We start from the raw sequence: 22,546 nt of genomic DNA on the forward strand, positions 1-22,546 counted from the left end.
CGAACCGGTTGCAGTGCCGGTTCGCAATCGGCCCGTCCGCATCCGAATGCGGCACGCCGCGTATTGCAACTGAAGCGCTATGCATCCCGAACGCAATGTTTGGAAAATCGCCATTTCCGCCGGGCTGCTGTCGACGCAGTCCATGATCTGCATATGCGCCCAGTTAGTCCAAGACCTTAGCGAGTGGCATCGTAGTGGCTCGCGTTGACCTTGACTTGGATAGCTAGGCGACGGCGTTGCTAACGTTCCATCTTCAACGGAATACCCCGGAATTTCCAACAGCTCTCTGTAAAGAGGCGGTAACAATTCGCTTGACGGTGATGATGCGAGTGCGCGTCACGAGACGGCGACCGCGCCTTTCCGGTGCAGAGCGGTTAGTCGGTGCGCATCGCCGCCTTCCGCACCGCTAGGAAAAGGTTGAGCAAAGTCACGAGCGAAATCATTGAAGCGACGAGAGACGGTGGCGAGATTTTCCCGGCTCTCTGCAATTTCTTGGGAATGGCCGGGGCTATCCGCCTATTGCCGGTCTCGCATGGAGAAGAAGATGACCGACGAGCAGTTGATGCGCCTGAAGGTCTACGGGAACAATGTCCAGCGCTATCGCCGATTGCTCGAGGGCAACCTAACCGAACAAGAGAGGGAATTCGTCGAAAGGCGCCTCACGGAAGAACAATTGGCGATCCAGAGGCTAAGGACGAGTGGCCTCGTACATGGCACGTCGAAGATACTGTGAACGGGTCTCCGCGAGACTATGGGATCGCGCTGATTTTGACCGGAGTGTCGGGCCGCAGCGTGTAAAAAAGAACTGGCTCTCGAGAGTTCCCGGCTTGTTCTAGGGGCTCGCCAAGCAATGGCGGTCCTTAACGCTCAGCAATCACAGTCGAATTCCGCAGGGGCCCAACTTGTTCCACGAAGGCGTCGTCATTTTGCCCCGCCTCGTTCCCCGATGTCTCATTTTGTTCATATGTCTTACTAGGTAACACCAGTGTCATTTGTTCGCGGTCCGTTTCGCCGACACGCGAGGCAGTCGATCACGGCCAAGCCCGAGCATTGCCCGCAGGTGCCGGTAGAGCGTCGGTCAAAGCCTGCTTGATGCGTTCGGCCTGCTCCTTCGACAGCTTCTCGGCAAAGCGGCCACCCTTTTCGATCTGCGCCGGCCCCTTGAGGTCCCGATCATAGACCATCCAGTCGGTGCTTCCTTTCCGAACGAGGAATCTAGCCTGCACTGGCGCGCTGAACTTCAACGATGCCTCCCAATCGGTCAGTCCGCCGGTCCCAAAAATACACGACCGGTGGCGGTTTGTTCCTAAACTGGGACACTGAAATTCCCAGCACCGCCTAGACTGCAAGGCCTATGCCGATAGACCCCGATTTCAGCGAACCATGTCGCGGCCTTTGAAGGGCAAAGACCTTGAGGTGGTCGATTTCCGAAATCGTGCGCTCTGTATGACGTGGAGCCAGCCAGTCCTCACAGCTCGGCCATCCGCCATGCGGTTTCCTGGATGAGGGCGATCACGGGATGTCGGCCCAAGGCCGGCGTGATGGCGAACCTCTGGCGATTCTGTTTCCGAGGCACTCATCGATCAGGTTCAAGGCCGCAGTCCGAGCGTCCGCGGCCTCTTCGTCCTGCTTGTCGTGATGGCGGTCTCGCAGATCAGCGCACTGACCACGGCCATGCCGACGGTTGCGGCTTGTTGGCTTGCGGGCGTGCCGAATTCGGCGCCGGCTTGTGCGTCTGGGTGACATTGGTCGGCCGCCGCGGACGCGGCAATGGTATTTCGGAGGTTACCTTTGGCAGTTCCGACGTCTGCTCAGGCGCTTCAGCCTCCACCTTTGGTGGTGAGGCGTTAGCGATCAGACGGGCCAATTGCTCCTGGCTTGCGTTGAGCCGCTCGGTGACCGTCTTGCTTTCCTGCGCCAACTGACTTTGGGCAGCCTTGATTTCGTCGATGACATTGTTGTTGCGTGCCATTTCCGCCTGGCCCGCCGTGATTTGCCTTGTCACGCTATCATTGTCGCGGACCAGTTGTTCTTGCCTCAGCTGCAGCTGTTCTACCGCTTGCCTCAGGACAGCGAGATCGCGCGCCATCGGTCCGAGCTGCTGTGCCAGGTCGGGAGAAAGTGCGGCGGAGGTCGGCGCAATGTCTTTCGGCTGGACTTGTGTCAGCGGTGTAGGGTTCGAGGAGGGTACGACCGCTGTACCAGCGGAGGACCACCACCAAGCACCGCCACCAATGGATGCCAGCAACACAAAGCCGACGGCGGCCGGGTAACGCCAATCTCTCAATCGTTGAATCGTTGCCAGCAGCGCGCGAGACACTTTCATGCTGGTCGGCGGGCGCGAGGGGCTCACTCCCACTTCGCGCGCGAGGTTCGAAAGCTGCTCCTCCAAGCTCGCGAGCTGCCCTTCCGCAACCTTGTTGTCCAGTGTGGAGTCCATTTGGCGCTCCGTATCAAATATCAACCTGATCCGACTGAGGGCAGAACTAGGGGCAACAATTGCCCAACTGAGTCATCATTGAGGCACGCAAATGGGAGAGCGTGTAGCGTACTGCAGCTTAGGCAAGGAGGGAAGCGGCTCGGCACGCTTGAGCTCACTTGGACCGCGAGGTTACTAGTCAGACGTTGAACGTCCACCTTGAACTTGCTGTGGACCTCTTCAGGGCGGCGCATACTGCGATGATGCTATCGGCGGCGTCAGCCTGCACCACGAAACAACCGGTCTCGTCAGCCACGCTTGCAGCGGCTCCCGCCGCCGGTCCATGACCGCAACGTTGGCGCTCTCCGACGAAAGCCGCCGCGCGACGGCCGCTCCTATTCCGGTGCCATCACCCGTTACCAAGGCAGTTCGTTCGCAAAATCTCATATGTTCGCCTCGCCCCCGCCCGATGCCACTCACGTTTTCGTCAAGCAGGACGACAAGCTGCTTGCCGGCGATCTTTCGTTGCTATCAGACAGACCTACCGGACCGAGCCCGCCTTGGACTCAAGCGCAGACACGTCAGGCGCATGCGGCCGTGTCGGCTGATCGCTTCGGACTGCACCGTCGCGGTCAAAATGGAAGATGCCCGAGAGGAAACGAGGGCCTCGGTTGCAAGCTTCGTCACACCGAAGGTCTAGTATTTATTTCAAGTATAAACCATCAACGTCGGCTACAGGATCATCACGGCGCTCGTTGGAAAACTGCGGAGATCGCCTCCGCCGAGCCAGTCGCCGCAGATTCCCAGCGCTGGCGCGCCGGTTCGGTGCGGCTTGAACGAGCCTTGAATTTACTTTTGGCACGAACTATCTTGCGGTGACATCAGGGCCGTCGCCTTCAACGGGCCCGGATGCCCAGGAGATTTGATTTGGCACTCGCGAAGGAGTCCCCACCGGTTTCACCGAGGAGCGGGGTTGATCAGGAGGCCGAGTACAGGGCTCAGACACGGCTTTGGCTTCGGCTGCTTGCCTGCACAACGCTGATCGAGGGTGAGCTGCGGCGCCGGTTCCGCGAGGAATTCGATTTCACGATGCCACGCTTCGACGTGCTGGCCCAGCTCGACCGCGAACCGAGCGGATTGGTGCTGGGAGAACTGCCGAAGCGCCTGATGGTCTCCGCCGGAAACCTCACACCGATCGTCGATCGTCTGGTCGAGGACGGTTTCATCACCCGCACGCCTTCGAACCTGGACCGGCGCGTGCAGATCGTCTGCATGACCGTCGAGGGCCGGAAAGCCTTCAGGCGCATGGCCAAGAGCCACGGCTCATGGCTGGCAGAGCTGCTGGCGGGATTCCCGGCTGACCGGCTCGACGCCTTGACCGGCGAGCTCGACGCGCTCAAGGGCGCCGTCAAGGACGCGATGCAGAAGCCGTGAACGGAGATGGCTCCTAGCGCCGCACCCGCACGCCGGCCGCCTCCCGATCCCAGGTATCCGGGGTCACGCCCGCATCACGCAGCGCGCCCTTCCTGATCTTGCCGTTCTCCGTCAACGGCATCTGGCTGACGATGCGAACATAGCGGGGAATCGCAAAATAGGCGATCCGCCCTTCGCAATGCCTGACGATATCGACGCCCTGCAACGATTGGCCGGGCTCGAGCAGGATTGCGGCGGCGACCTCGTCCTCGCCCAATTCGGACGGCAACGGGTAAATCGCGCAAGCCGCAACGGCCGGGTGCGACTGGATGGCCTGCTCGACCTCCCATGAGGACACATTCTCCCCACGCCTGCGGATCGAGTCCTTCATGCGATCGATGAAGCGATAATGCCCATCCGGATCACGGACCACGCGATCGCCGGAGTGGAACCAGAGGTTTCGCCAGGCCTCGACCGTCTTCTCCGGCATGCCGAAATAGCCGGTGGCGAACGCAAACGGTTCGCTGGCGCGAAGGACGAGCTCGCCGGCCTGGCCATCGGGCAACTCTGAATCGTTCTCATCGACGATGCGCGCTTCGACGCCATCAGCCAGATGCCCCATCGCCCCCGGGCGATCCGACGGGATCGATCCCGCGAACACGAAGTTGGTCTCCGCCGATCCATAGCCGTCGATCAGCGGCACACCGAACCGTTCGAGGAACGGCTGGTGGATCTGCTGCGGCACGCCGCCCCCGAGCGCGACGCGAAGCCGATGCGCGCGATCGTCGTCCGTCCCAGGCTGCGCCAGCAGCATCGATGCCATCGCGCCCAATAGATAACCGACGGTTGCTTGATGCGCCCGCGCCGCCGCCCAAAATCCCGAGGCCGAGAATTTCGGCTCGAGGACGTAGGTGCATCCATTCAGCATCGCCTGATAGAACGCGTTCAGCGCGTTGGTGTGGAACAGCGGCAGCGTCGTGAACAGCACGTCGCCCTCGCGGATCCCGAGCGCCCGCGCCGAATAGATGCCCCACCAGAACAGTTGCGCCTGCGGACAGCACACGCCTTTGGCCGGCCCCGTGGTGCCCGACGTGTAGAGGATGGCAACGGTGTCGCCGGGACGCACCGCACCTGGGCGCGCCTCATCGCCAAGGACTGGCAACGGCACCGACGCCGTCCTTGTCTCGGTGATCGGCCCGATCGTCCATCTCCGCGACGGCAGCTCGACCTCGGCATCCACGGTCTCGATTGCGGCAAGAAATGGAGCTTCGACAACGAGAAGCGCGGGCCGCGCGTTGCGAAAAATATGCGACAGCTGCAAGCCGCGCAGCGCGGTGTTGATCGGCACCACGATCGCGCCGAGCCACGCGCAACCCAGATAGACCTGAAGAAATTCCACCCGGTTCGAGCACATCAGCGCAACCCGGTCGCCGGGCTTGATCCCGGCGTCGATCAGCGTCTGCGCAGATGCGGCCGCGATCGCGGCGGTCTGCACGTAAGTCCAGCGCGTCTCCCCGGCGACGAGCAGGATGCGATCGCCGTAACGCTTTGCCTGCCGCGTCAGAATGGTGGACAGGATCCTGTCCTGCGGCGGAAACAAATCGACCGCGCGCGCCCAGACGGTCGGCGCATTGCCCTGTTCCATCGTCTTGCCGGCGTCTGCCTGCATGTCGCACTCCGACACCATCCTGCCGCTCAGTCAGGGCAGCAGCTTGTATTTTCCATCCTCGATCTGAACCAGGATACGCGAGCGATCATCGACGCCGTGCCGGTCCGCCGGCGTGTAGGTGTAGACGCCCTGCGTCCCGGCCAGCTCCTTGGTGGTGAACAGCGCCTGGCGAAGCGCGGCACGGAATTCCGGCGAGCCCGGCTTGGCTCCGGTCGCCAACGCGCGCTTGGCCGCATCGACGAGCACCAGCCAGCCATCGAAGGAATAGGACGAGAACGAGTCGGTCGGCGGCTCGCCATTCGCCTTTTCGAATGCCGCGCGGAAATCCAGCGCAACCTTCTGGATCGGATTGCCGGCCGGAAGCTGCTCGGCCGCGGTCACCGGCCCGGTCGGGCAGATGATCCCGTTGGCAGCCTTGCCGGCGAGCCGCAGGAAATCGGCACTGATCAGTCCGTGGTTGCCGTAGAGCGGCCCCTTGTAGCCACGCCCGGACAAGGCGATCACCGGCAACGCTCCCGGCGTTCCGGTGCCGCCGAGCATGATGGCGTCGGGCCGCGCCGCCAACGCGCGCAACACCTGGGCCGTCACCGACGAATCCGATCGGGCGTATCGCTCGTTGGCAATGACCTTGATGTCGGCGGCCTTGGCGCTCTGCGACAGCGAGTCGTACATGAGGTCGCCAAACGCATCCGAGAAGCCGATGAACGCGACGGTCTTCAACCCCCGCGCCTTCATGTGATCGACGATGCCTTGAACGAGAAGCGGCGTCGGTTGCGGAGTCTGCACGACCCACGGCCCGCCATCGCCCGGCGGCACCGGCGCGATCGGTGACACCGCGATCATCGGAATCTTCATCTCGATCGCGGCGGTCGCCATCGCCAGTGTCTGCGGCGCACCCGACGTGCCGATCAGAATGTCGACCTTCTCCTGTTCGACGAGCTTGCGCGCGTTGCGCGCCGACGCCGTCGGATCGGAGGCATCATCGAGCTGGATCACGCGGAGCTTTTCACCGCCGACTTCGTCGACATAGGCCTCGCCGGCCGCAATCCCCTTTGCGTTTGGAATCCCGATCGACGACACCAGGCCGCTGAGGCCGGTGACGAAGCCGACCAGAATGTCCGCCTGCCCGGCCTGCGGAACGGCGACCAGCAGCGCGGCGGAGGTCAGCAGGGTCTTCATCGAGATCATGGCACCTGTCCTTCTTGATTTGCGTTTCTTCTGTCGGGCAAGCGCCACCCGATCGCTTCAGTTCGCTGAAACCAACGCGATGACGCGCAACGGGCTGCCGGAACCGTTCTGGATCTTCAAGGGCGAAGCCACGATCACGGCACCGGTGGCGGGAAGCTGATCGAGGTTGCAGAGACACTGAAGGCCATAGCGGCCTGCACCATGCAGGAAGTGATGCGCCGGATAAGGCGGCTCGAAATGGCCGGCCTGGCCTGCGTCGGTGCCGATCGTCTCGGTGCCGAATCCGATGATGCCGCGCTCCTCAACCAGCCATTTCATGACGGCCGGATTCGGACCCGGCGTGTGCGCGCCGTCATCCCTGAGATTGGAGTAGTCGCGCCAGCCCTTCTTCGACCAGTCGGTGCGCAGCAGAACCCAATGCCGTTCGGGAATCCGTCCGTGCTTTGCCTCCCAGGCTTCGACCAGCGGCACCGTCAGCAGGAAGTCCGGATCCTGCGCTGCGCCCGCCGAGCAGTCGATCACGCATGCCGGCGCGATCATGTCCTTGGCCGGCATCGAGTCGACGGAATTGTTCGGCAGGTCCTTGCCGGTGAACCAGTGAATCGGCGCATCGAAATGCGTGCCGGTATGTTCGCCGAACGTCACGTTGTTCCAGTACCAGGCGGGACCGCGGCCGTCATAGCGCGAGATCTCCTGAATCCGAACGGGAGCTGCCTGGCCAAACTCCGGCGGCAGCACGATGACCGGAAAATCCGGACTGAGCGTGAAGGTGAGATCGACGACGCGCACCGCGCCCGACGAGATCGCACCGGCCAGCTCCAGGAGATTCTTGCTTTGCATTGTGACGTCCTCCCGCTTGGTTGAATCTTGGTCTTATTTGTCGAGCTCGCGCTCGAGCGCTTTCGGATTCGCTGCAAGACGCTGCCTGATTTCCTCGGCAACGTCCCCGACATAGATCTCCTCGAGCCCGCCCCGCAGCGCGGACACGATGGCCTGCGCAACGGCGCGTGGCGCGACCTTGGGCGGTGGCACGGTCTGGAACCACTCGGTATCGACCGGCCCCGTGAACAGGTTCATCACCTTGACGCCGCCCGGCCTGAGCTCGGCACGAAGGCAATGCGACAACGACAGGCAGGCGGCCTGCGACGCCGAGTAGGCACCGAAAGCCGGCCAGTTTACCAGCGCATGGACCGACAGGATATTGACCCAGGCGGCGCTGCTGTTGATGCCATCCGCACCCCGCATCCGCATGGCGGGACCGAACGCCTGCGCAAGGTTGATGAAGCCGAGATAGGCCTGGTCGATCTCGTCGCGCGCGATGCTCGTGCCCCTGCGGTCGAGCAGGCCGCCGGGCCGTACATATTCCGTGGTGTTGACGAGGATATCGACCTTGCCGCCGATGTCGGCCGCGAGATCGGCCGCCGACTTTTCGTCTGACGCGTCGAGCGTAACGACTTCGATCCCCTGCTGGCCGTGCAGCAGCTGCTCGCCGGCAAACGGCCGCCACGGTTCGGCAACGCCGACGAACACCGTCTTCGCACCCGCAGCCTTCAGCGCCGCGACCGCCTCCTGGCCGATCACGCTGCGGCCGTTGGTCACGAGCACACGACGGAATTTCGGATCGGCCGTCATTTCCCGCCACTGCCTGTCATCTGCCATGTTGGGAGTCCCCCCCTCGGGTCGGGCGAAGGCCACCGCCTGACCGCTCTTGTCGAGCTGAAACGACATCACGACCGGCGCGCCTTCGACGCAGTCGGCATGCAGATGCGCCACCATGGTCGGCCCGCAATCCATCTTGACGAGACCAATGCGCCAGGGCGCCCGCTCGCGGAAATAAACGTCGCTCGGTACGCGTGCCGTGGTTTCGGCCAACAGCACGCCGCGACGCGGCGCATCGACGAAGGAAAGGCCGGCTGACAGGCAGGCGGGACATGCTTCGCGCGCCGGATAGGCGAAGGCGCCGCAGGCCTCGCAGCGCTGCAGCATGAAGCGTCCTTCGGCGGCGGCGCGCGTGAACCCGTGCGATGTCCGGCTGCGCGGCCGCGGCGGCGATGCCGGAAGCCGCGTCCGCAGCAGCGGGTTCTTGCGCCGAGGTGGCTGAACCGGATCGATCATCGTGCAGATCCTGCAAAGATCGCGGCGCCGGAGGCCAGGCCGCGGTCATAGTTGATCATACCGAAGCCCGCGGCCAAACCGAGTTTTGCATTCGTCACCTGCGTGGGACCGGCTTCTCCCAGGACCTGACGCAATCCTTCGACCAGCCCGAGATAGGCGCCGGCGGCGCCGGCCTGGCCCGCAGAGAGCTGGCCGCCGGAGGTGTTGTGCGGGAAGTCGCCGTCAATCGTCAGGTCGTGCTGACGAACGAAGGCCGCCCCCTCGCCCTTGGCACAGAAGCCAAGATCCTCGAACTGCATCATCGTGATGATAGGATAATCATCGTAGGTCTGGACGACATCGAGATCGTCGGGTTTCACGCCGGCCATTGCGTAGAGCTCGCCGACATCCATCGCCCAGCCGCCGCGCACCTGCATCGGATCGTCGGCGAAGGCGTTGTGCCGCTCGATCGTCGACAGCAACCGTGCCGCCGACAATCCGAGCGATGCCGCGGTCTCGTCCCGCATCACCAGGAAGGCTTCCGCACCGGCGCACGGCATGACGCAATCGAACAGATGGATGGGATCGGATATCGGGCGGGCCGCCAGATACTGCTCGATCGTCAGCGGCGTCTTCATCAGCGCGTGCGGGTTGCGCAACGCGTTGGCGCGCTGGGCGACCGCGATCCTGCCGACGTCCTCGCGGGTAACGCCGAAGGTCCGCATATAGTTGCGCGCGATCAGCGCAAAGCTCGCATTGGCGCCGCCCGCGCCATAGGGATAGACCGCGTCCTGGTTGAAGCGCGAGAAATTCTCGAGCGTCTGGCGGAAGGAATCGACGTGGTTGGTATCGCCGGCCACACAGGCCACGATGTCGGCATCGTGTGCCTGCACCGCGCGCGCCGCCTTCCGCAAAGCCGCGATGGCGCTGGCGCCGCCGAGCGGGATGGTGTCCAGCCATCTGACGCACAACCCGAAGTGCTGCGTCAGTCCGATCCCGCTGTCGTTCCCCATGGTGAAGCTGGAAACGCACAGACCGTCGATGTCGGAGACCTTGATGCCGGCTCGCGCGACGAGCGCACTCAACGCGCGGCCAATCCACCATTGCGCGCTCTCGATGGAATAACGCGCATAAGGGATCGTGACTGGGGCCGCCATCACGATGCCGTCATAGGGGGTGCGCAGCGAATTTGTCACCAGCCGCCCGCCTTGCTTACCCGCCTCAGATCACCGTCACGTCGATAGTGCCACGGGTCGCTTTCGATCAGGGGCACCTTCTCGGGTCTCATCACGTCTGGCTCTCCAGCGCTGGTCGGCTGTTCGGACGCTAACGCTTGCGCGCGAGCATCGCCCGGAAATCGTCACGGGCCAGGGCACTGGCACGCTTGAAGCTCGGCCCGCGGCTCGGCTCGGTGCCATTGAGCCGCCTGAGCTGCACCCACATCTCGGCGCTCTTCAACGCCACCGCGGCACAGTTCACGACCGGCGCGTGTCCGACCTTCAGGCCGTGCTCCCGCCCAATCAATAAGCCCGGCAGCACGCCGGCCGGGATCACCACGTCGGCGCCGCGCTCCACCAGCGGAAGGGCGCTGCTCATGAAATCCTCGATCATCCTGGCATGGGCCGCTTCATCGCCTGCGAACGCACTTGCGAAATCCTCCGGCTTGCAACCGAGGCCGGTGACGTGGACGACGCGATCGGCGAGGCCGTACCGTTCGGCCTGCTCGTAGTGCCAGACCTCGAAGACGGTATCGAGCGTCACGAGGCCAAGGCGCCGGCCGAGCTGCGACGCCGCAAGCAGTGTCGCCTCACCGGTTCCGATCACGGGAATGTCAAGCGCCGAGCGCAGCTCATAGAGCCCCGGGTCCTGGAAGTGGCCCATCACGAAGGCGTCGAAGCCGCTCTCTTCGGCCGCGATGCCGTTGTCGATCGCCTGAACGGCGCAGCGCAATTCGGCGAGCCGGCCGAACTCCCGATCCGGCGGAGAAATGCCCTCGACGTGAACCGTGGTGCCGGCCGCGGCGATCGTGTTGAGGTACTCCGACAGCCGCGCCATATAGGGCGCGTTCACGCTCGCATCGACGAAACTTTGCCAGAAGATGCGCATCGCCCTTCTCCACAAGCCGTGACAGGAGCATCGGCTGCCGGCTTGCCGACAGATATATTTCAACCATAAACTAATTGACGCGTCAAATACGTGCGCCGGCGCCCGCCAAGGGGGCCTCGCGGGCGCCGCGAGGAGGCTGGTTTCGCGGGACAAAGAAGGGACGGAAATGGCGCGCCCGGACGGAATTGTATGCAACAACATTTTTTTCTGACAGCCCCGTGACACGTGTTGACGGCGCCACGGAGAATACTTTAGGCTTTAAGTAATCGCTCGCCGGCCGCTGCCGGGGCCATAACGATGATGTTGCAGGGCACCGATTTTGAGAGACTCAATCGCGTGGACTAGCGTCGGGCCTGGATGGGCGGCAGCAGCATCGCCGGTCGCGCTTCGCTTCTGCGGCATTCGTCTGCTTTCGCTTCGACAGACATCTGTGAATTTCCGACACCCCGCCTGCTGTTCGAGCGGCACGCCTTGCCATGGCCGCTGACGCCCGGCCGAGCGAACTTTCTTCTCGCCGCGCCGGCGTCTGGCGCTGCAGCAATAGTTTCAGTCGGTTGGTTCGCAGTTCGGGCTCCCTGCCCGGCTTCCAGACATTCGTACCCAGCATCAATGGAGGACAACGCAAATGCGGCAGAGGACTCTGGGCTTACTCGCACTTGTCGCCGGCATCTTCGCGGCACCGGCTGCGCAGGCCGACATCACGATCGGCTTCGTCACCTCGCTGAGCGGCAACGGCGCGTCGATCGGCATCCCCTATGGGCGCGGCATCAATGCCGCCTATGAGTACAAGAAGACGATCAACGGCGAGACCATCCGCCTGATCCAGCTCGACGACGGCTCCGATCCGTCGGCCGCGACGCGCAACGCGCGCAAGCTGGTCGAGGAAGAGAAGGTCGACCTCCTGATCGGCACTGCGACGACCCCTTCGACCATCGCCATGGCGGCCGTCGCCAGCGAATTGAAGGTGCCGATGATCGCGATCTCGCCACTCGGCAAACTCCCGGATTCGCCGGAGCAATGGGTCGTGTCGGTGCCGCAGCCGGCGTCGCTGCTGGTCAAGATCGTCGCAGATCGGATGAAACGCGACGGCATGAAGAACATCGGCTATATCGGCTTCTCCGATGCGTGGGGCGACCTCGTTTACAACGGAGCCAAGGCCGCCGAGTCCACTGACGACATCAAGGTCCAGACCAACGAGCGCTATGCCCGCACCGACACCTCGGTGACCGCGCAGATCCTTAAAGTCATGGCCGCGCGTCCCGACGCGGTGCTGATCGGCGGCTCCGGCACCCAAGGCGCGCTGCCGCTCATCACGCTCGCCGAACGCGGCTTCAAGGGCAATACCTACGGCACCGTGGCGCTGGTCAATCCGGACTTCGTCACCGTGGGCGGCAAGGCAGCCGAGGGCATTCAGGTCTCCGCCGGCCCCGTGATCGTGGCCGAACAGCTTCCGGACGACCACTTCGCCAAGAAAATCGCGCTCGATTTCCGCGCGGTCTACCAGAAGACCCACAACATTCCGACCACCGACGGATTCTCCGCCTACTCCTTCGATGCCTGGCTGATCTTTGCCAACGCCGCCGAGCGGGCGCTGAAGACCGCAAAGCCCGGCACGGCCGAATTCCGCACCGCGCTCCGCGACGCCATCCTCAGCACCAAGGAGCTGCCCGGCGTGCATGCCGTCTACAACTTCAAGCCCGGTGCGGTGACCGGCGTCGACGAGCGCTCGTTGGTGGTGGTCCGCCTGACCGGCGGCGCCTGGAAGTACGCACCATAAGCGGATCACGGCAGGCGATCAGAACGGGGGGAACGGCGTCTCGATGACGAGCGACATCGCAGCCATCCTTGCGATCGACGGGATAGCCACCGGCGCGGTCTACGCGCTGGTGGCGATCGGGACCGTGCTCATCTTCACGGTGACACGAGTCATCTTCATTCCGTTCGGCGACATCGCCGCCTTCACCGCACTGACGCTTGCGGCCCTCGATGCCAAGCGCTTTCCCGGGACCGGTGCGCTGGTCGTGGCGCTGGCGTGCCTTGCGACCCTGATCGAGGTCATTTCGCTCATTCGCAACGGCGAGATTCGCCTGCTGCCGCGCGCACTGCTGTTCTATCTCGCCATTCCCCTGGCAGTCGTCGGCATTGCCTGGCTCACCATGCGGATGGACCCGCCGCTTGCGGTCCGGCTCGTGCTAGCGCTGATGCTGATCACGCCGATCGCCCCGCTGCTTGACCGGATCGTGTTCCGCCCGATCGCCGACGGCACGGTGCTGCTGCTGCTGACGGTCTCGGTGGCGCTGCATTTCGCGCTGGTCGGCCTCGGCCTGCTGTTCTTCGGCCCCGAGGGGGTCCGGACCGAACCACTGACGTCATTCTCGACAGAGTTCGCCGGCGTGCTGGTCTCGGGCCAGACCATGCTGATCGTGCTCGCCGCGCTCGTCTTCAGCGGTCTCCTTTACCTCTTCTTCGACTTCACGCTGGTCGGCAAATCGCTTCGCGCCACCGCGGTGAACCGGACCGGCTCCCGACTGATGGGCATCCGGCCGGAGCGCGCCGGCACCATCGCTTATCTCCTGGGCTCGCTGATGGCCGGCGTATCCGGCATCCTGATCGCGCCGGTCAATACCGTGTTCTACGATTCCGGCTTCCTGATCGGACTCAAGGCGTTCGTCGGCGCCATCGTCGGCGGCATGACCAGCTATCCCGGCGCTGCGATCGGCGCGGTGGGCGTCGGCATCCTCGAAAGCTTCGCATCGTTCCAGAGCAGCGCGCTGAAAGACGTCATCGTGTTCTCGCTGCTGATCCCGATCCTGATCTGGCGATCCCTCGCCTCGCTGCATTCCGAGGAGGAGATCGAGGAATGACGCGCTTTCACGTTCAGCTCGCTGCGGCAGCGGTGCTCGCGTGCCTCGCACTCGCGCCCCTCGTCCTGAGCCCGTTCAGCGTCACGCTGATGAACTATATCGGCATCTATTCGCTGGTCGCCATCGGCCTTGCGCTCCTCACCGGCGTCGGCGGTATCGTGTCGTTCGGACAGGCTGCGTTCGTCGGCATCGCGGCCTATGCGACGGCGTGGGTCTCTGCCCTGAACGGCCAATCGCCCTGGCTCGGCCTGCTGTTCGGGGTGGTGCTGACCTGCGGTGTCGCGGCCGTCCTCGGCATCGTCACCTTGCGGCTGCAGGGCCATTTCCTCTCGCTCTCGACCGTAGCGTGGGGCCTTGCGATCGGCTTCCTGTTCGGCAATGTCGAGGGGCTCGGCCGCTTCAACGGCATCTCGTCGATCCCGCCGATCAGCGTCGGTTCGTTCGCGCTCGTCTCCAGCGCACAGATCTATTACCTGATCTGGGGCATCGTCGCCCTGGCGCTCCTGCTCGGCTACAACCTGCTGGACTCGCGGCTCGGCCGCGCCATGCGGGCGCTGCGCGGCGGCAATACGTTGGTCGAGAGCCTCGGCATCAACGCCTTCCGGATCAAGCTCGCGACATTCGTGATCGCGGCCTTTCTCGCCTCGCTCTCCGGATGGCTTTACGCGCATATGAGCCGCTTCATCAGCCCGGGCCCGTTCGATGCCAGCATGGGCATCGAATATCTGATGATGACGATGGTCGGCGGCGCCGGCAGCCTGCTCGGCGGTGTGGTCGGCGCCGCTATCGTGACGCTGCTCAAGAACAGCGTGCAGGACTATCTGCCGCTGATCGCCAAGGGCGCGTCCGGGCAGCTCGAGATCGTCGCCTTCTCCGCGCTGTTCATCTTGTTCCTGCAATGGGCGCGGCAGGGCATCGTCCCCTCCATCGCGCGCTATCTGCCCAAGATCAGGCGCGAGCGGCCGCAGCCGGCGCCGCCGCTGCCGCGCCGTCCGCAACCGACGCCGGGCGAGCTTCTGCTGAAGGTCGATGGCGCCGAGCGCCGGTTCGGCGGCCTCGTCGCGGTCAACAATGTCAGCTTCGAGGTGAGGTCAGGTGAAATCCTTGCCGTGATCGGCCCAAACGGTGCCGGCAAGAGCACGATGTTCAACTGCCTGACCGGCGCGCTGCGGGTCAGCAAGGGCGAGATCATCTTCGCCGGACGTTCGATCGCACGCGATCCGCAATCCCGCATCGCCAAGGCCGGTGTCGCCAGGACTTTCCAGCATGTGAAGCTGCGGCCGCGGATGAGCCTGCTCGAGAACGTCATGCTCGGCACCCACAGCCGGACCAGCAGCGGCCTGTTCGCCGGCGCCTTTCGTCTCAATCAACGCGAGGAAGCCAGCGCCCGACACGAGGCGCTGATGCAGCTCGAGCGCGTCGGGCTCGGCGACAAGCCGTTCGAGCTCGCCGGCAATCTTCCCCTCGGCAACCAGCGCATCCTGGAGATCGCACGCGCACTCGCTGCGGATCCCGCGCTGCTGGTGCTGGACGAGCCGGCGGCGGGCCTGCGCCGCCAGGAAAAGCTGCGGCTGGCGGAGCTGCTCCGCTCGCTGCGGGCGGATCACCTGACCATCCTGATCGTCGAGCACGACATGGAGTTCGTGATGTCGCTGGTCGATCGCATCGTGGTACTCGATTTCGGCTCCAAGCTTTGCGAGGGCGTCCCGAGCGCGATCCGCAGCGATGAGCGGGTTCAAGAGGCCTATCTCGGAGGCGTCGCGTGAGCCAGATGTTGTCCATGACCGACGTGACCGTCTGCTACGACAACGTCGAGGCGGTTCACAACGTCTCGCTGTCGGTCGACGAGGGACAGATCGTCACCGTGATCGGCCCGAACGGCGCCGGCAAGACCACGCTGCTGATGGCCGCCATCGGGCTGCTCGCATCACGCGGCAGCATGGTGTTCCGGGGCAGCGACATCCAGAAGATGTCGGTCGAGGATCGCGTCGAGCGCAGGCTATGCCTCGTTCCGGAGAAGCGCGAGCTGTTCTCCGACATGTCGGTCGCCGACAACCTCCTGCTCGGCTCCTACAGCCTGCGTGACCGCTCGGGCGTGCAAAAGACGTTGGATGAAGTCTATGATCGGTTTCCCCGGCTGAGGGAGCGGCAGCGCCAGGCCGCCGGCACGTTGTCCGGCGGTGAGCGCCAAATGCTCGCGCTCGGGCGCGCGCTGATGGCCAAGCCCGCGCTGCTGATGCTCGATGAACCCAGCCTCGGCCTCGCGCCGCTGATCGTGCGCGAGATTTTCCGCACCATCGCGTCCCTGCGTGACCTCGGCGTGTCGATCCTGCTGGTCGAGCAGAACGCCCGTGCCGCGCTCGAGACCGCCGACTATGGCTACGTGCTGGAAACCGGCGCAATCGTGCAGTCCGGCCCGGCCAAGGATCTGATCCACGATCCCAGGCTGATCACGGCCTATCTCGGCGGACACTGAGACCGGGTTAGTCGGTCGCGGCGAGCTGCACGACAAAATATCGAAAACAACCCCATGCACAGTAGCCCGCCACCGCAATATCAGCGGCCTGGCGGCTCGGCGCAGCATCTACTGATTTTCAGAAACCGCTTGCGCCGTCGGGCAAATCAATGCCACGATGCCATCGTCGCCGCGGCGTGGTCTCTGGCCTTGTACCTGGAAACCCGGCGACATCATGTGTCGTCCGCTTTGCTCCCATAGCGACCAAGTTCGCGCGGCAGCGCGGTATGTCGCGATGGGCCAATTCCGGACTCATGCGCCGCAACAAACGAATCCTTTGGAAAGCTAGGACGGCAGCCCGGCGGCCGCGCCTTCAGTATTCGATCCCGGGTTACCGCAGATCGCATCGGAATGCTTGTATGGAGTGAGAGGCATGAAATTCGGGCTGCAGACTCTCGATAGATACTGGTAGCTGCGGTCAGCGCCTCGCGCTACCTTCTGATTTTGTGTAGGCGGCGCTCAAAAATCGCACCGATTGCTGGCATAGACTTCGCCGCAGGCGACCATATACACGAAGTCGGCCAAGGGTTGATCTGCCTCAAATAGGCGACATTGGGATCAGCTAGAATACGGCTATTCTCGGAGAAGCGTTAATGGCTATCAAGGATATGCTTTTGCCGCTCATTGGGAACCCAAGCCCAAGATTAATTGCAGCGATCGCGAAATGCGTTAATGTGGCGGCGAGTTTCGACGCCGAGATCACTGCGCTGGCTGTCGAAGAGGATGTCTCTGTTCGGCCGCAAGTCATGATCTCGGCCGATTTCCCCGACGAGGTCAGAAGCACTACGGATGCGCAAGGCTTATTGAAAGCGTTCGATGCCGCCGTCGCCGAGGTCGGGGTGCGCAACGTACAGAGGGTTGCGCATTTGAGTGTGGGGGATGCCCCGAAACACCTTGCGCTATGCGCGCGCCCGAAGGATTTGTCGATTGTTCCGGTCAAGCCGGACGATGACCAAGCGGAAAGGGTCATCGAGGGATTGATTTTTCAATCAGGTCGACCGATTCTGTTGTGCCCGGAAGAACTCGCCGCCGAGCTGCCTGTCAACTTCGACCGGATTATCGTTGCCTGGGACCATAGCGCGCCGGCTGCAAGAGTCGTTGGCGATGCCCTGTCGATCCTGCGCCGTGCTCGCGATGTGCAGATCATCACAGCGACCGACGGCAACACCCTGGCGGAGCAGCAGTCGGGTGCGGCAGTGGTCCGCCATCTGGCCGAACATGGCATTAGCGCAAGCTTCGAAACGGTGCGGATTGATGGCAGTTCCGTCGGGAAGATACTCGAGGCGGAGGTCAAAGTTAGAGGCGCCGATCTCTTGGTCATGGGGGCCTACGGTCATTATCGGTTGAGCGAATGGCTCTGGGGCGGCGCGACCAAGACTATCATCGGGCGGCCACCTTGCTGGGTGATAATGTCGCATTGAAACGCTCGTCTCGGGCCGAGCAAGGGCGAAGCTCGATGTGGGACACCGCTGTGAATGGGTAGCCCGGACCATCCGGGACCGCGACTTCGGGTCTCAAACGTCGTGTTCTGCAATAGCGGCTGTCCGTCAACTTCTGCGCCTCGTTCGCAACCGAGATTGCGTGACGCTGCAATATGTCGCGAAGGGTCAGACTCGGAAATGATAGCCAATCGGGCCCGTGTCGGTTCTGTCCCTCCCAGCGGACGCGATCGCGCTGGTCACTCAGGTCAACTCGGGGCCATGTGTAGACATTCGCCGACTTCAGTCGATCAGCTTCATCGGCATGGGCAAGCGGCGCCGGGCGGAATCGTAATACCTAGCGCCTGCGGGGTTCTGAAGTTGATCACACCTTGGTCGGAACCTGCTCGGGCGTCCCTGATCAGACGAGGAGGCTCGTAAAGAATCGTTCGGTGATCTTCTCAGTGACTGACGGCTCCTTCTCGTCAGAAGTGACGACGGTGACAAATTCGTTTTTGCAGTCCCAGCAGTGCCAAAGATCCTGGACTTCCTGCGGATTGACGCGTTCATGCCACTCGAGGTGAACTGCCCCAGAACCACACCGAGGGCATTTTTCGTGATTTGGTATTGAGACCGATGCCATGTGGAACCTCCCTCGTTTCCCATATGCGGATGAAAGCTCGACTAGTGTCGTTCTGCTTCAGCCTCTTGCTCCAACCGCAAGATATGCGCTCGTAGCGCACCGAACGTCTCTTCGGCCGCCTCGCTAAACAGCGGATCCTCGGGATTGGTCATCGCCGAAGCGATCTCCGTCCAATCTTGGGGCTCTAGAGCCTTGAGGGCGGCAGGAAAGAAATCGCGGTCTTCCATCATGATGTGAAGCCGCTGATGGTCAATGAACTCGCGAACGATGTTGTCCACATTTTGCCGAGGGATTTCCCGATCCGCCAGAACGCTATCGACCGCACGAGCGACACGGCGCAACCGCTCAGCTCCTTGCTGATGCTCACGTGCGAGATCGCCGACTTTCGCAGCCGCAGCGGGATCGCGAATGTTTAGCTTGGCAAAGATCAAGTCTTCCTGGGGATGATGATACACCTCCGGGTAAACTTCGAAATAGCTAACAATCGCGCGAATAACCTCGTAGTCGGGCCGGCCCCCGCGGTCAAAAATCTCTAGTTCACGCTCAAGGACAACGAGCAGCCTTTCAATGTTGCGATGCTCTTGGCTTAGAAGCTCAATGATCATTGTAGCCTCCACGGATGAACCATTGAGAAAATTCAATCTAGCCCGAAACGCAATGTCAGTTTTTGCGCTGGATCAAACCTGAGCCGAACGCGGTGTTTTCAATCTCCGAGCGCGCTATGTGACGCTTACCCGGCTCGCGGTTATGCCGCCGTGGCCTTGTAAATATCCTCCGCCCCGGCGGTATGCATGCCTGCAGCGGTTTCGATCGCCTCCACACGCGCTGGGCGTCCTTTTCGGACGGCAGCTCTACGCCTCGCGAGGCAGGCAGGATCGCGCGGGCGGGCCCGGCTCATGGAAGGTAGCCCGTGGCAATCGCTTCCCACCGCGATCCAGCCGGTCAGTGAGGATCTGCCCGGATTCGTATGCCACCGTCAGGAGGCGCGTCTTGCAGACGGGAGGATTGGACGTTCGAGCGACCGACGTCCGCCTAGGGTCACGAGCGTCGCCCGCTGCAATAGATCGCGACCTGTCGATTTCCGCTATGCCCCGTTTGCGACCAAGTTCGTGTGGCACTGCAATAGGTCGCGAAGGGCCATATCCGGTCCTCATAATGCGCAGGCGCAGACGGCCGGTCTTCCTCCGGGATCGGAAAGACACGGCGTGCGGAGCAGTTGCCCGGCCCATGCGTTATTTCGACCTGGCGGCTAAGGTAGTGGGCCCTCCGGGGCGAGGCCGCTAGGCGCGCTTGCTACGCTTCGCCGTCTCGCACTGTTTGTTGCAGCCGGCATCGAGCCGCTTGCAGCGATTCCTTTATGCGGCTCGCCATGGCGTCAACCGCGGAATCCAGCGCGGCACATTAGTCCGAAAGCTCTCGTACTCCGTGCCGAATGTTTGCTTGAGCGTCGGTTCTTCGTACATCACCACAAAGACATGAAAAAAAAGCCAGAGTAGCGCGCCGTACCAGAGGAGACGCCAGTCACCAAACAAAAGGGCCTGACCAAAAATGACTGCGACGACCGCGATGTAGATCGGATTTCGCACGTAGCGATAAAGGCCAGTCACTACGAGCTTTTGTGTCGGCGCGATCGGGGCGGGCGTCCCCAGCCCCTCCAGCGCAAAACGGGCAAATGATTCCGCAAGTCCGGGCACTCCGACGATGATCAATATACCGCCGAGGATGCGGGTTAGATCGACGCCGAAAAAAGCTGGCCGAAATTCCCACTGCGTGACCCACCAGGGGACGAAGCCTGCCAGCACCAACGGCGCAATGACGAAGAACAGAGCGGAGCCCAAGACGGCAATTGCTTTCGACATTGCGTGCTCCCACGACCCGACAAGAATAGTTTAGCAAATCACTTTCTGCTACGAGCATTGAACGCGGCTCCACAATTAGTTGTCGAGTTCTCTTCACCTCGCTTCTGATCTTCAGGCTGAGTTCCGGTATGGGTCATTTTGGACGGTTTCAGCGGAGATTGTCGGCTGGCCGATGTCCGCTTCTGCCCCGCAAGCGTCCCCTTGCGGGAAACCACCTTGCCCTCGTCCAACTCGCATCTATCCGGATATGGCTGGCCGCGCGTTATCAGTTCACGCCCTTGGACCTCTTTGGCCGCACAATCCTCGTCAGCATCGGAAAATGCTTGTTGCCGCCCGCGAACGGCGGAAACTGGACGAAGTCCGCGCGCATCCGCTTGATCACGTCGGAGCTCAGCGCGCGCGCAAGGGCTTGCGGGCTGTCGAACATCAGCCTGTTGCGCTGCATGTATTCGACCCGCTGCGACGGCAGCCGGTCGACCCAATCGATGCGCGTATAAATCTCGATCTGGCGGACGCCGGGGAAGGTCCGCATGATCGACGGATGGTGCTCCAGATAGTGCAAATTCCAGGCATTCATATCGTCGGCCGGCCCGGGATAATGCACGAGGTAGCTGCACGGCGTGACCGTGCCGTTCGCATGCGTGGCGTCGTCGACCGGAAATGCGCGCGTCACCATCGCCTGATGCGTCACGTCCAATCCGGCGAGGCTCGGCAGTCCGCGACCTGCGGCAAGACCTGCGAGCACGCCACCGCGATCCATCGCCGCCTCGCACGCAAACAGGTTTAGAAATCGCAGTTGCAGCGCAAATACCGGCCCGGCGCCATCGGCCTTGTAGGGATGATCGACCGATTGCTCCAGCGGCGTAAACAGCAGGCCCTCGGCCATCGCCGGAATCGACCCCACCATGGCAGAAGCAGCCGCAAGATCGTCGGCTTCAATTCGCCGCTCGCCTGTCGGATCGGCGAACGTCATGAACAGCGAGATCATGATGCCGCCATCTCCTCGCCGGCTTGCAGATGCGACATCAGCGCCGCGCGGACGTCGTCGGGCCAGGGTATCGCGTGATGATCGACCAGCGACGTCGCGGCAAGGATCTGGCGCGCGCGCCAGCGCAGGCCATCTGCGCCGGTGACGACGTGCGCCAGATGAAGCGACGCGCGGCCGATCTTGACGATGTGCAGGCCGAAGGTCAGGCGGTCGCCGAACTTCGACGGCCGTGAGAAGTCGCAGGCCAGATGCACCGTCGGCGTCCCGATCTTGCGGACCGTGATCAGCTCCGGCCAGGAAAACCCGATCGTCGACCAGAACTCCTCGACCACGCCATTGAGGATGTTCAGGTAGGACGGGAAATAGGCGATCCCCGAGGGATCGCAGTCGCCGAACCTCAGCTCGCGATCGAACGAGAACGACGTCATCAGATCGCAACGACCGGGTGCCGGATGACGCCAACGCCATCGACGCCGGCCTCGACCACGTCACCGGGCCACAGCCACTCCTGCGGGCTCATGCCGGCACCGACGCCTTCGGGCGTTCCGGTCGCGATGATGTCGCCCGGCTCGAGCGTCATGCCCGACGAAATGTCGGCGATCAGGGTTGGAATATCGAAGATCATGTATTTGGTGTTGGAGTCCTGCTTCATGACGCCGTTCTTGGTCAGCCAGAGCCGGAGATCATGCGGATCGGAAATCTCGTCCGCGGTCACGATGCAGGGACCGAACGGCGCGTAAGTGTCCATGCCCTTGGAAAAGATCCACTGCCCGGCGCGGCGATTGTCGCGCGCGGAAATGTCGATCATGACGGAATAGCCGAACACGTGATCCATCGCCTTCTCGACCGGGATACGGGTTGCGGTCTTGCCGATGATGACGGCGAGCTCCACCTCCCAGTCGAGCTGCTTGGTCATGCCGGCATTGTGCTGGATCGCCGCGCCCGGACCGATCACCGCGGTCGGCGGCTTGGAGAACACCACCGGCTGCTTCGGCAGGTCCTTGTCGGTGTCCAGGCTCTTGGCGGACTCCGCGACATGCGCGCGATAGTTCAGCCCGATGCCGAAGATGTTCTTGCGCGGGCGCGGGATCGGTGCCTGCAGCTTGACGTCCTCGATCGGAACGGCAGCGCCGGCCGGCAGGCGCCCGTTGGCACCGTCGAGGCATTCTTTCAACGCCGGCAGCAGCGTGACACCATGATCGATGAACGACAGCATGTCGGCCGGCCAGACCAGACCGCGTGACGCACCGAGCCGCTCGACATCGACCACCAATCCGTCGACGACAAGTCCAAGGCGGGCACCGCTCGGGCCCAAAGTGTAGGTGACAAGACGCATGAAAGCTTGATCCGGTTGTTCGGGTTGAAAGCTG

Annotated in this window: 21 protein-coding genes; 7 read left to right on the plus strand and 14 right to left on the minus strand. The window is 62.9% G+C overall.

Annotation, left to right across the window (positions count from 1 at the left end):
• Positions 1-544 precede the first annotated feature (544 nt).
• Positions 545-733, plus strand: a complete 189-nt coding sequence (locus tag H8A95_RS09370; RefSeq protein ID WP_229182902.1) for a hypothetical protein — start codon at positions 545-547, stop codon at positions 731-733.
• Between the two features lie 298 nt (positions 734-1,031).
• Here H8A95_RS09370 and H8A95_RS09375 read toward each other — a convergent pair whose 3' ends face one another.
• The 3 genes from H8A95_RS09375 to H8A95_RS09385 form a co-directional block, all read right to left on the minus strand.
• Positions 1,032-1,184, minus strand: coding sequence for a hypothetical protein (locus H8A95_RS09375; RefSeq protein ID WP_229182903.1), 153 nt, complete (start codon positions 1,182-1,184; stop codon positions 1,032-1,034).
• A 470-nt stretch (positions 1,185-1,654) separates the two neighbouring features.
• Entirely contained in the window at positions 1,655-2,440 is a 786-nt protein-coding gene (locus H8A95_RS09380) for a coiled-coil domain-containing protein (protein ID WP_229182904.1), read from the minus strand.
• 219 nt (positions 2,441-2,659) lie between these two features.
• Positions 2,660-2,866, minus strand: a complete 207-nt coding sequence (locus H8A95_RS09385; RefSeq protein ID WP_229182905.1) for an SDR family NAD(P)-dependent oxidoreductase — start codon at positions 2,864-2,866, stop codon at positions 2,660-2,662.
• A 642-nt stretch (positions 2,867-3,508) separates the two neighbouring features.
• On the opposite strand from H8A95_RS09385, the gene H8A95_RS09390 reads away from it, so the two are divergent.
• Complete coding sequence (locus H8A95_RS09390) at positions 3,509-3,853, plus strand: MarR family winged helix-turn-helix transcriptional regulator (protein WP_229182906.1); 345 nt, start codon at positions 3,509-3,511, stop codon at positions 3,851-3,853.
• A gap of 13 nt (positions 3,854-3,866) precedes the next feature.
• Here H8A95_RS09390 and H8A95_RS09395 read toward each other — a convergent pair whose 3' ends face one another.
• The 6 genes from H8A95_RS09395 to H8A95_RS09420 all read right to left on the minus strand — a co-directional run bounded on the left by H8A95_RS09395 (position 3,867) and on the right by H8A95_RS09420 (position 10,889).
• Positions 3,867-5,501 carry an ATP-dependent acyl-CoA ligase gene (locus H8A95_RS09395; RefSeq protein ID WP_229182907.1) on the minus strand — a complete coding sequence of 545 codons (1,635 nt, stop codon included), beginning with the start codon at positions 5,499-5,501 and terminating at the stop codon, positions 3,867-3,869.
• Positions 5,502-5,531: 30 nt separating this feature from the next.
• Positions 5,532-6,689 carry an ABC transporter substrate-binding protein gene (locus tag H8A95_RS09400; RefSeq protein ID WP_229182908.1) on the minus strand — a complete coding sequence of 386 codons (1,158 nt, stop codon included), beginning with the start codon at positions 6,687-6,689 and terminating at the stop codon, positions 5,532-5,534.
• A 57-nt stretch (positions 6,690-6,746) separates the two neighbouring features.
• Complete coding sequence (locus H8A95_RS09405) at positions 6,747-7,529, minus strand: cyclase family protein (protein ID WP_229182909.1); 783 nt, start codon at positions 7,527-7,529, stop codon at positions 6,747-6,749.
• Between the two features lie 33 nt (positions 7,530-7,562).
• Positions 7,563-8,804, minus strand: coding sequence for an SDR family NAD(P)-dependent oxidoreductase (locus H8A95_RS09410; RefSeq protein WP_229182910.1), 1,242 nt, complete (start codon positions 8,802-8,804; stop codon positions 7,563-7,565).
• The gene (locus H8A95_RS09415; protein ID WP_229182911.1) at positions 8,801-9,979 is read right to left on the minus strand and encodes a thiolase family protein; all 1,179 of its coding nucleotides are present in this window, start codon (positions 9,977-9,979) and stop codon (positions 8,801-8,803) included. The genes H8A95_RS09410 and H8A95_RS09415 overlap by 4 nt, the downstream gene beginning before the upstream one ends.
• 130 nt (positions 9,980-10,109) lie before the next feature.
• Positions 10,110-10,889 carry an aspartate/glutamate racemase family protein gene (locus H8A95_RS09420; RefSeq protein ID WP_229182912.1) on the minus strand — a complete coding sequence of 260 codons (780 nt, stop codon included), beginning with the start codon at positions 10,887-10,889 and terminating at the stop codon, positions 10,110-10,112.
• 625 nt (positions 10,890-11,514) lie between these two features.
• Between H8A95_RS09420 and H8A95_RS09425 the strand changes: the two genes are divergently transcribed.
• The 5 genes from H8A95_RS09425 (at position 11,515) to H8A95_RS09445 (ending at position 17,689) form a co-directional block, all read left to right on the plus strand.
• Positions 11,515-12,666: an ABC transporter substrate-binding protein gene (locus H8A95_RS09425; RefSeq protein WP_229182913.1), complete on the plus strand. Its 1,152-nt coding sequence runs from the start codon at positions 11,515-11,517 to the stop codon at positions 12,664-12,666.
• A 43-nt stretch (positions 12,667-12,709) separates the two neighbouring features.
• Positions 12,710-13,753: a branched-chain amino acid ABC transporter permease gene (locus H8A95_RS09430; protein WP_229182914.1), complete on the plus strand. Its 1,044-nt coding sequence runs from the start codon at positions 12,710-12,712 to the stop codon at positions 13,751-13,753.
• Positions 13,750-15,519, plus strand: a complete 1,770-nt coding sequence (locus H8A95_RS09435; RefSeq protein ID WP_229182915.1) for a branched-chain amino acid ABC transporter ATP-binding protein/permease — start codon at positions 13,750-13,752, stop codon at positions 15,517-15,519. The genes H8A95_RS09430 and H8A95_RS09435 overlap by 4 nt, the downstream gene beginning before the upstream one ends.
• Positions 15,516-16,229, plus strand: coding sequence for an ABC transporter ATP-binding protein (locus H8A95_RS09440; RefSeq protein WP_229182916.1), 714 nt, complete (start codon positions 15,516-15,518; stop codon positions 16,227-16,229). Before H8A95_RS09435 ends, H8A95_RS09440 begins: the two co-directional genes overlap by 4 nt.
• 632 nt (positions 16,230-16,861) lie before the next feature.
• Positions 16,862-17,689, plus strand: a complete 828-nt coding sequence (locus tag H8A95_RS09445) for a universal stress protein (RefSeq protein WP_229182917.1) — start codon at positions 16,862-16,864, stop codon at positions 17,687-17,689.
• A gap of 681 nt (positions 17,690-18,370) precedes the next feature.
• Here H8A95_RS09445 and H8A95_RS09450 read toward each other — a convergent pair.
• The 5 genes from H8A95_RS09450 to H8A95_RS09470 all read right to left on the minus strand — a co-directional run bounded on the left by H8A95_RS09450 (position 18,371) and on the right by H8A95_RS09470 (position 22,512).
• Positions 18,371-18,934, minus strand: coding sequence for a hemerythrin domain-containing protein (locus H8A95_RS09450; protein ID WP_229182918.1), 564 nt, complete (start codon positions 18,932-18,934; stop codon positions 18,371-18,373).
• Between the two features lie 750 nt (positions 18,935-19,684).
• Positions 19,685-20,188 (minus strand): methyltransferase family protein, encoded by a 504-nt coding sequence (locus H8A95_RS09455; RefSeq protein ID WP_229182919.1) that lies wholly within the window; start codon positions 20,186-20,188, stop codon positions 19,685-19,687.
• A gap of 265 nt (positions 20,189-20,453) precedes the next feature.
• Positions 20,454-21,176, minus strand: coding sequence for an EthD family reductase (locus H8A95_RS09460; RefSeq protein WP_229182920.1), 723 nt, complete (start codon positions 21,174-21,176; stop codon positions 20,454-20,456).
• Positions 21,173-21,604, minus strand: a complete 432-nt coding sequence (locus tag H8A95_RS09465) for an acyl-CoA thioesterase (RefSeq protein WP_229182921.1) — start codon at positions 21,602-21,604, stop codon at positions 21,173-21,175. Before H8A95_RS09465 ends, H8A95_RS09460 begins: the two co-directional genes overlap by 4 nt.
• Positions 21,604-22,512, minus strand: a complete 909-nt coding sequence (locus H8A95_RS09470) for a fumarylacetoacetate hydrolase family protein (RefSeq protein ID WP_229182922.1) — start codon at positions 22,510-22,512, stop codon at positions 21,604-21,606. Before H8A95_RS09470 ends, H8A95_RS09465 begins: the two co-directional genes overlap by 1 nt.
• Between the last annotated feature and the right edge of the window lie 34 nt (positions 22,513-22,546).

Origin of the sequence: Bradyrhizobium oropedii (genome assembly GCF_020889685.1) — a bacterium.
Lineage (GTDB): Bacteria > Pseudomonadota > Alphaproteobacteria > Rhizobiales > Xanthobacteraceae > Bradyrhizobium > Bradyrhizobium oropedii.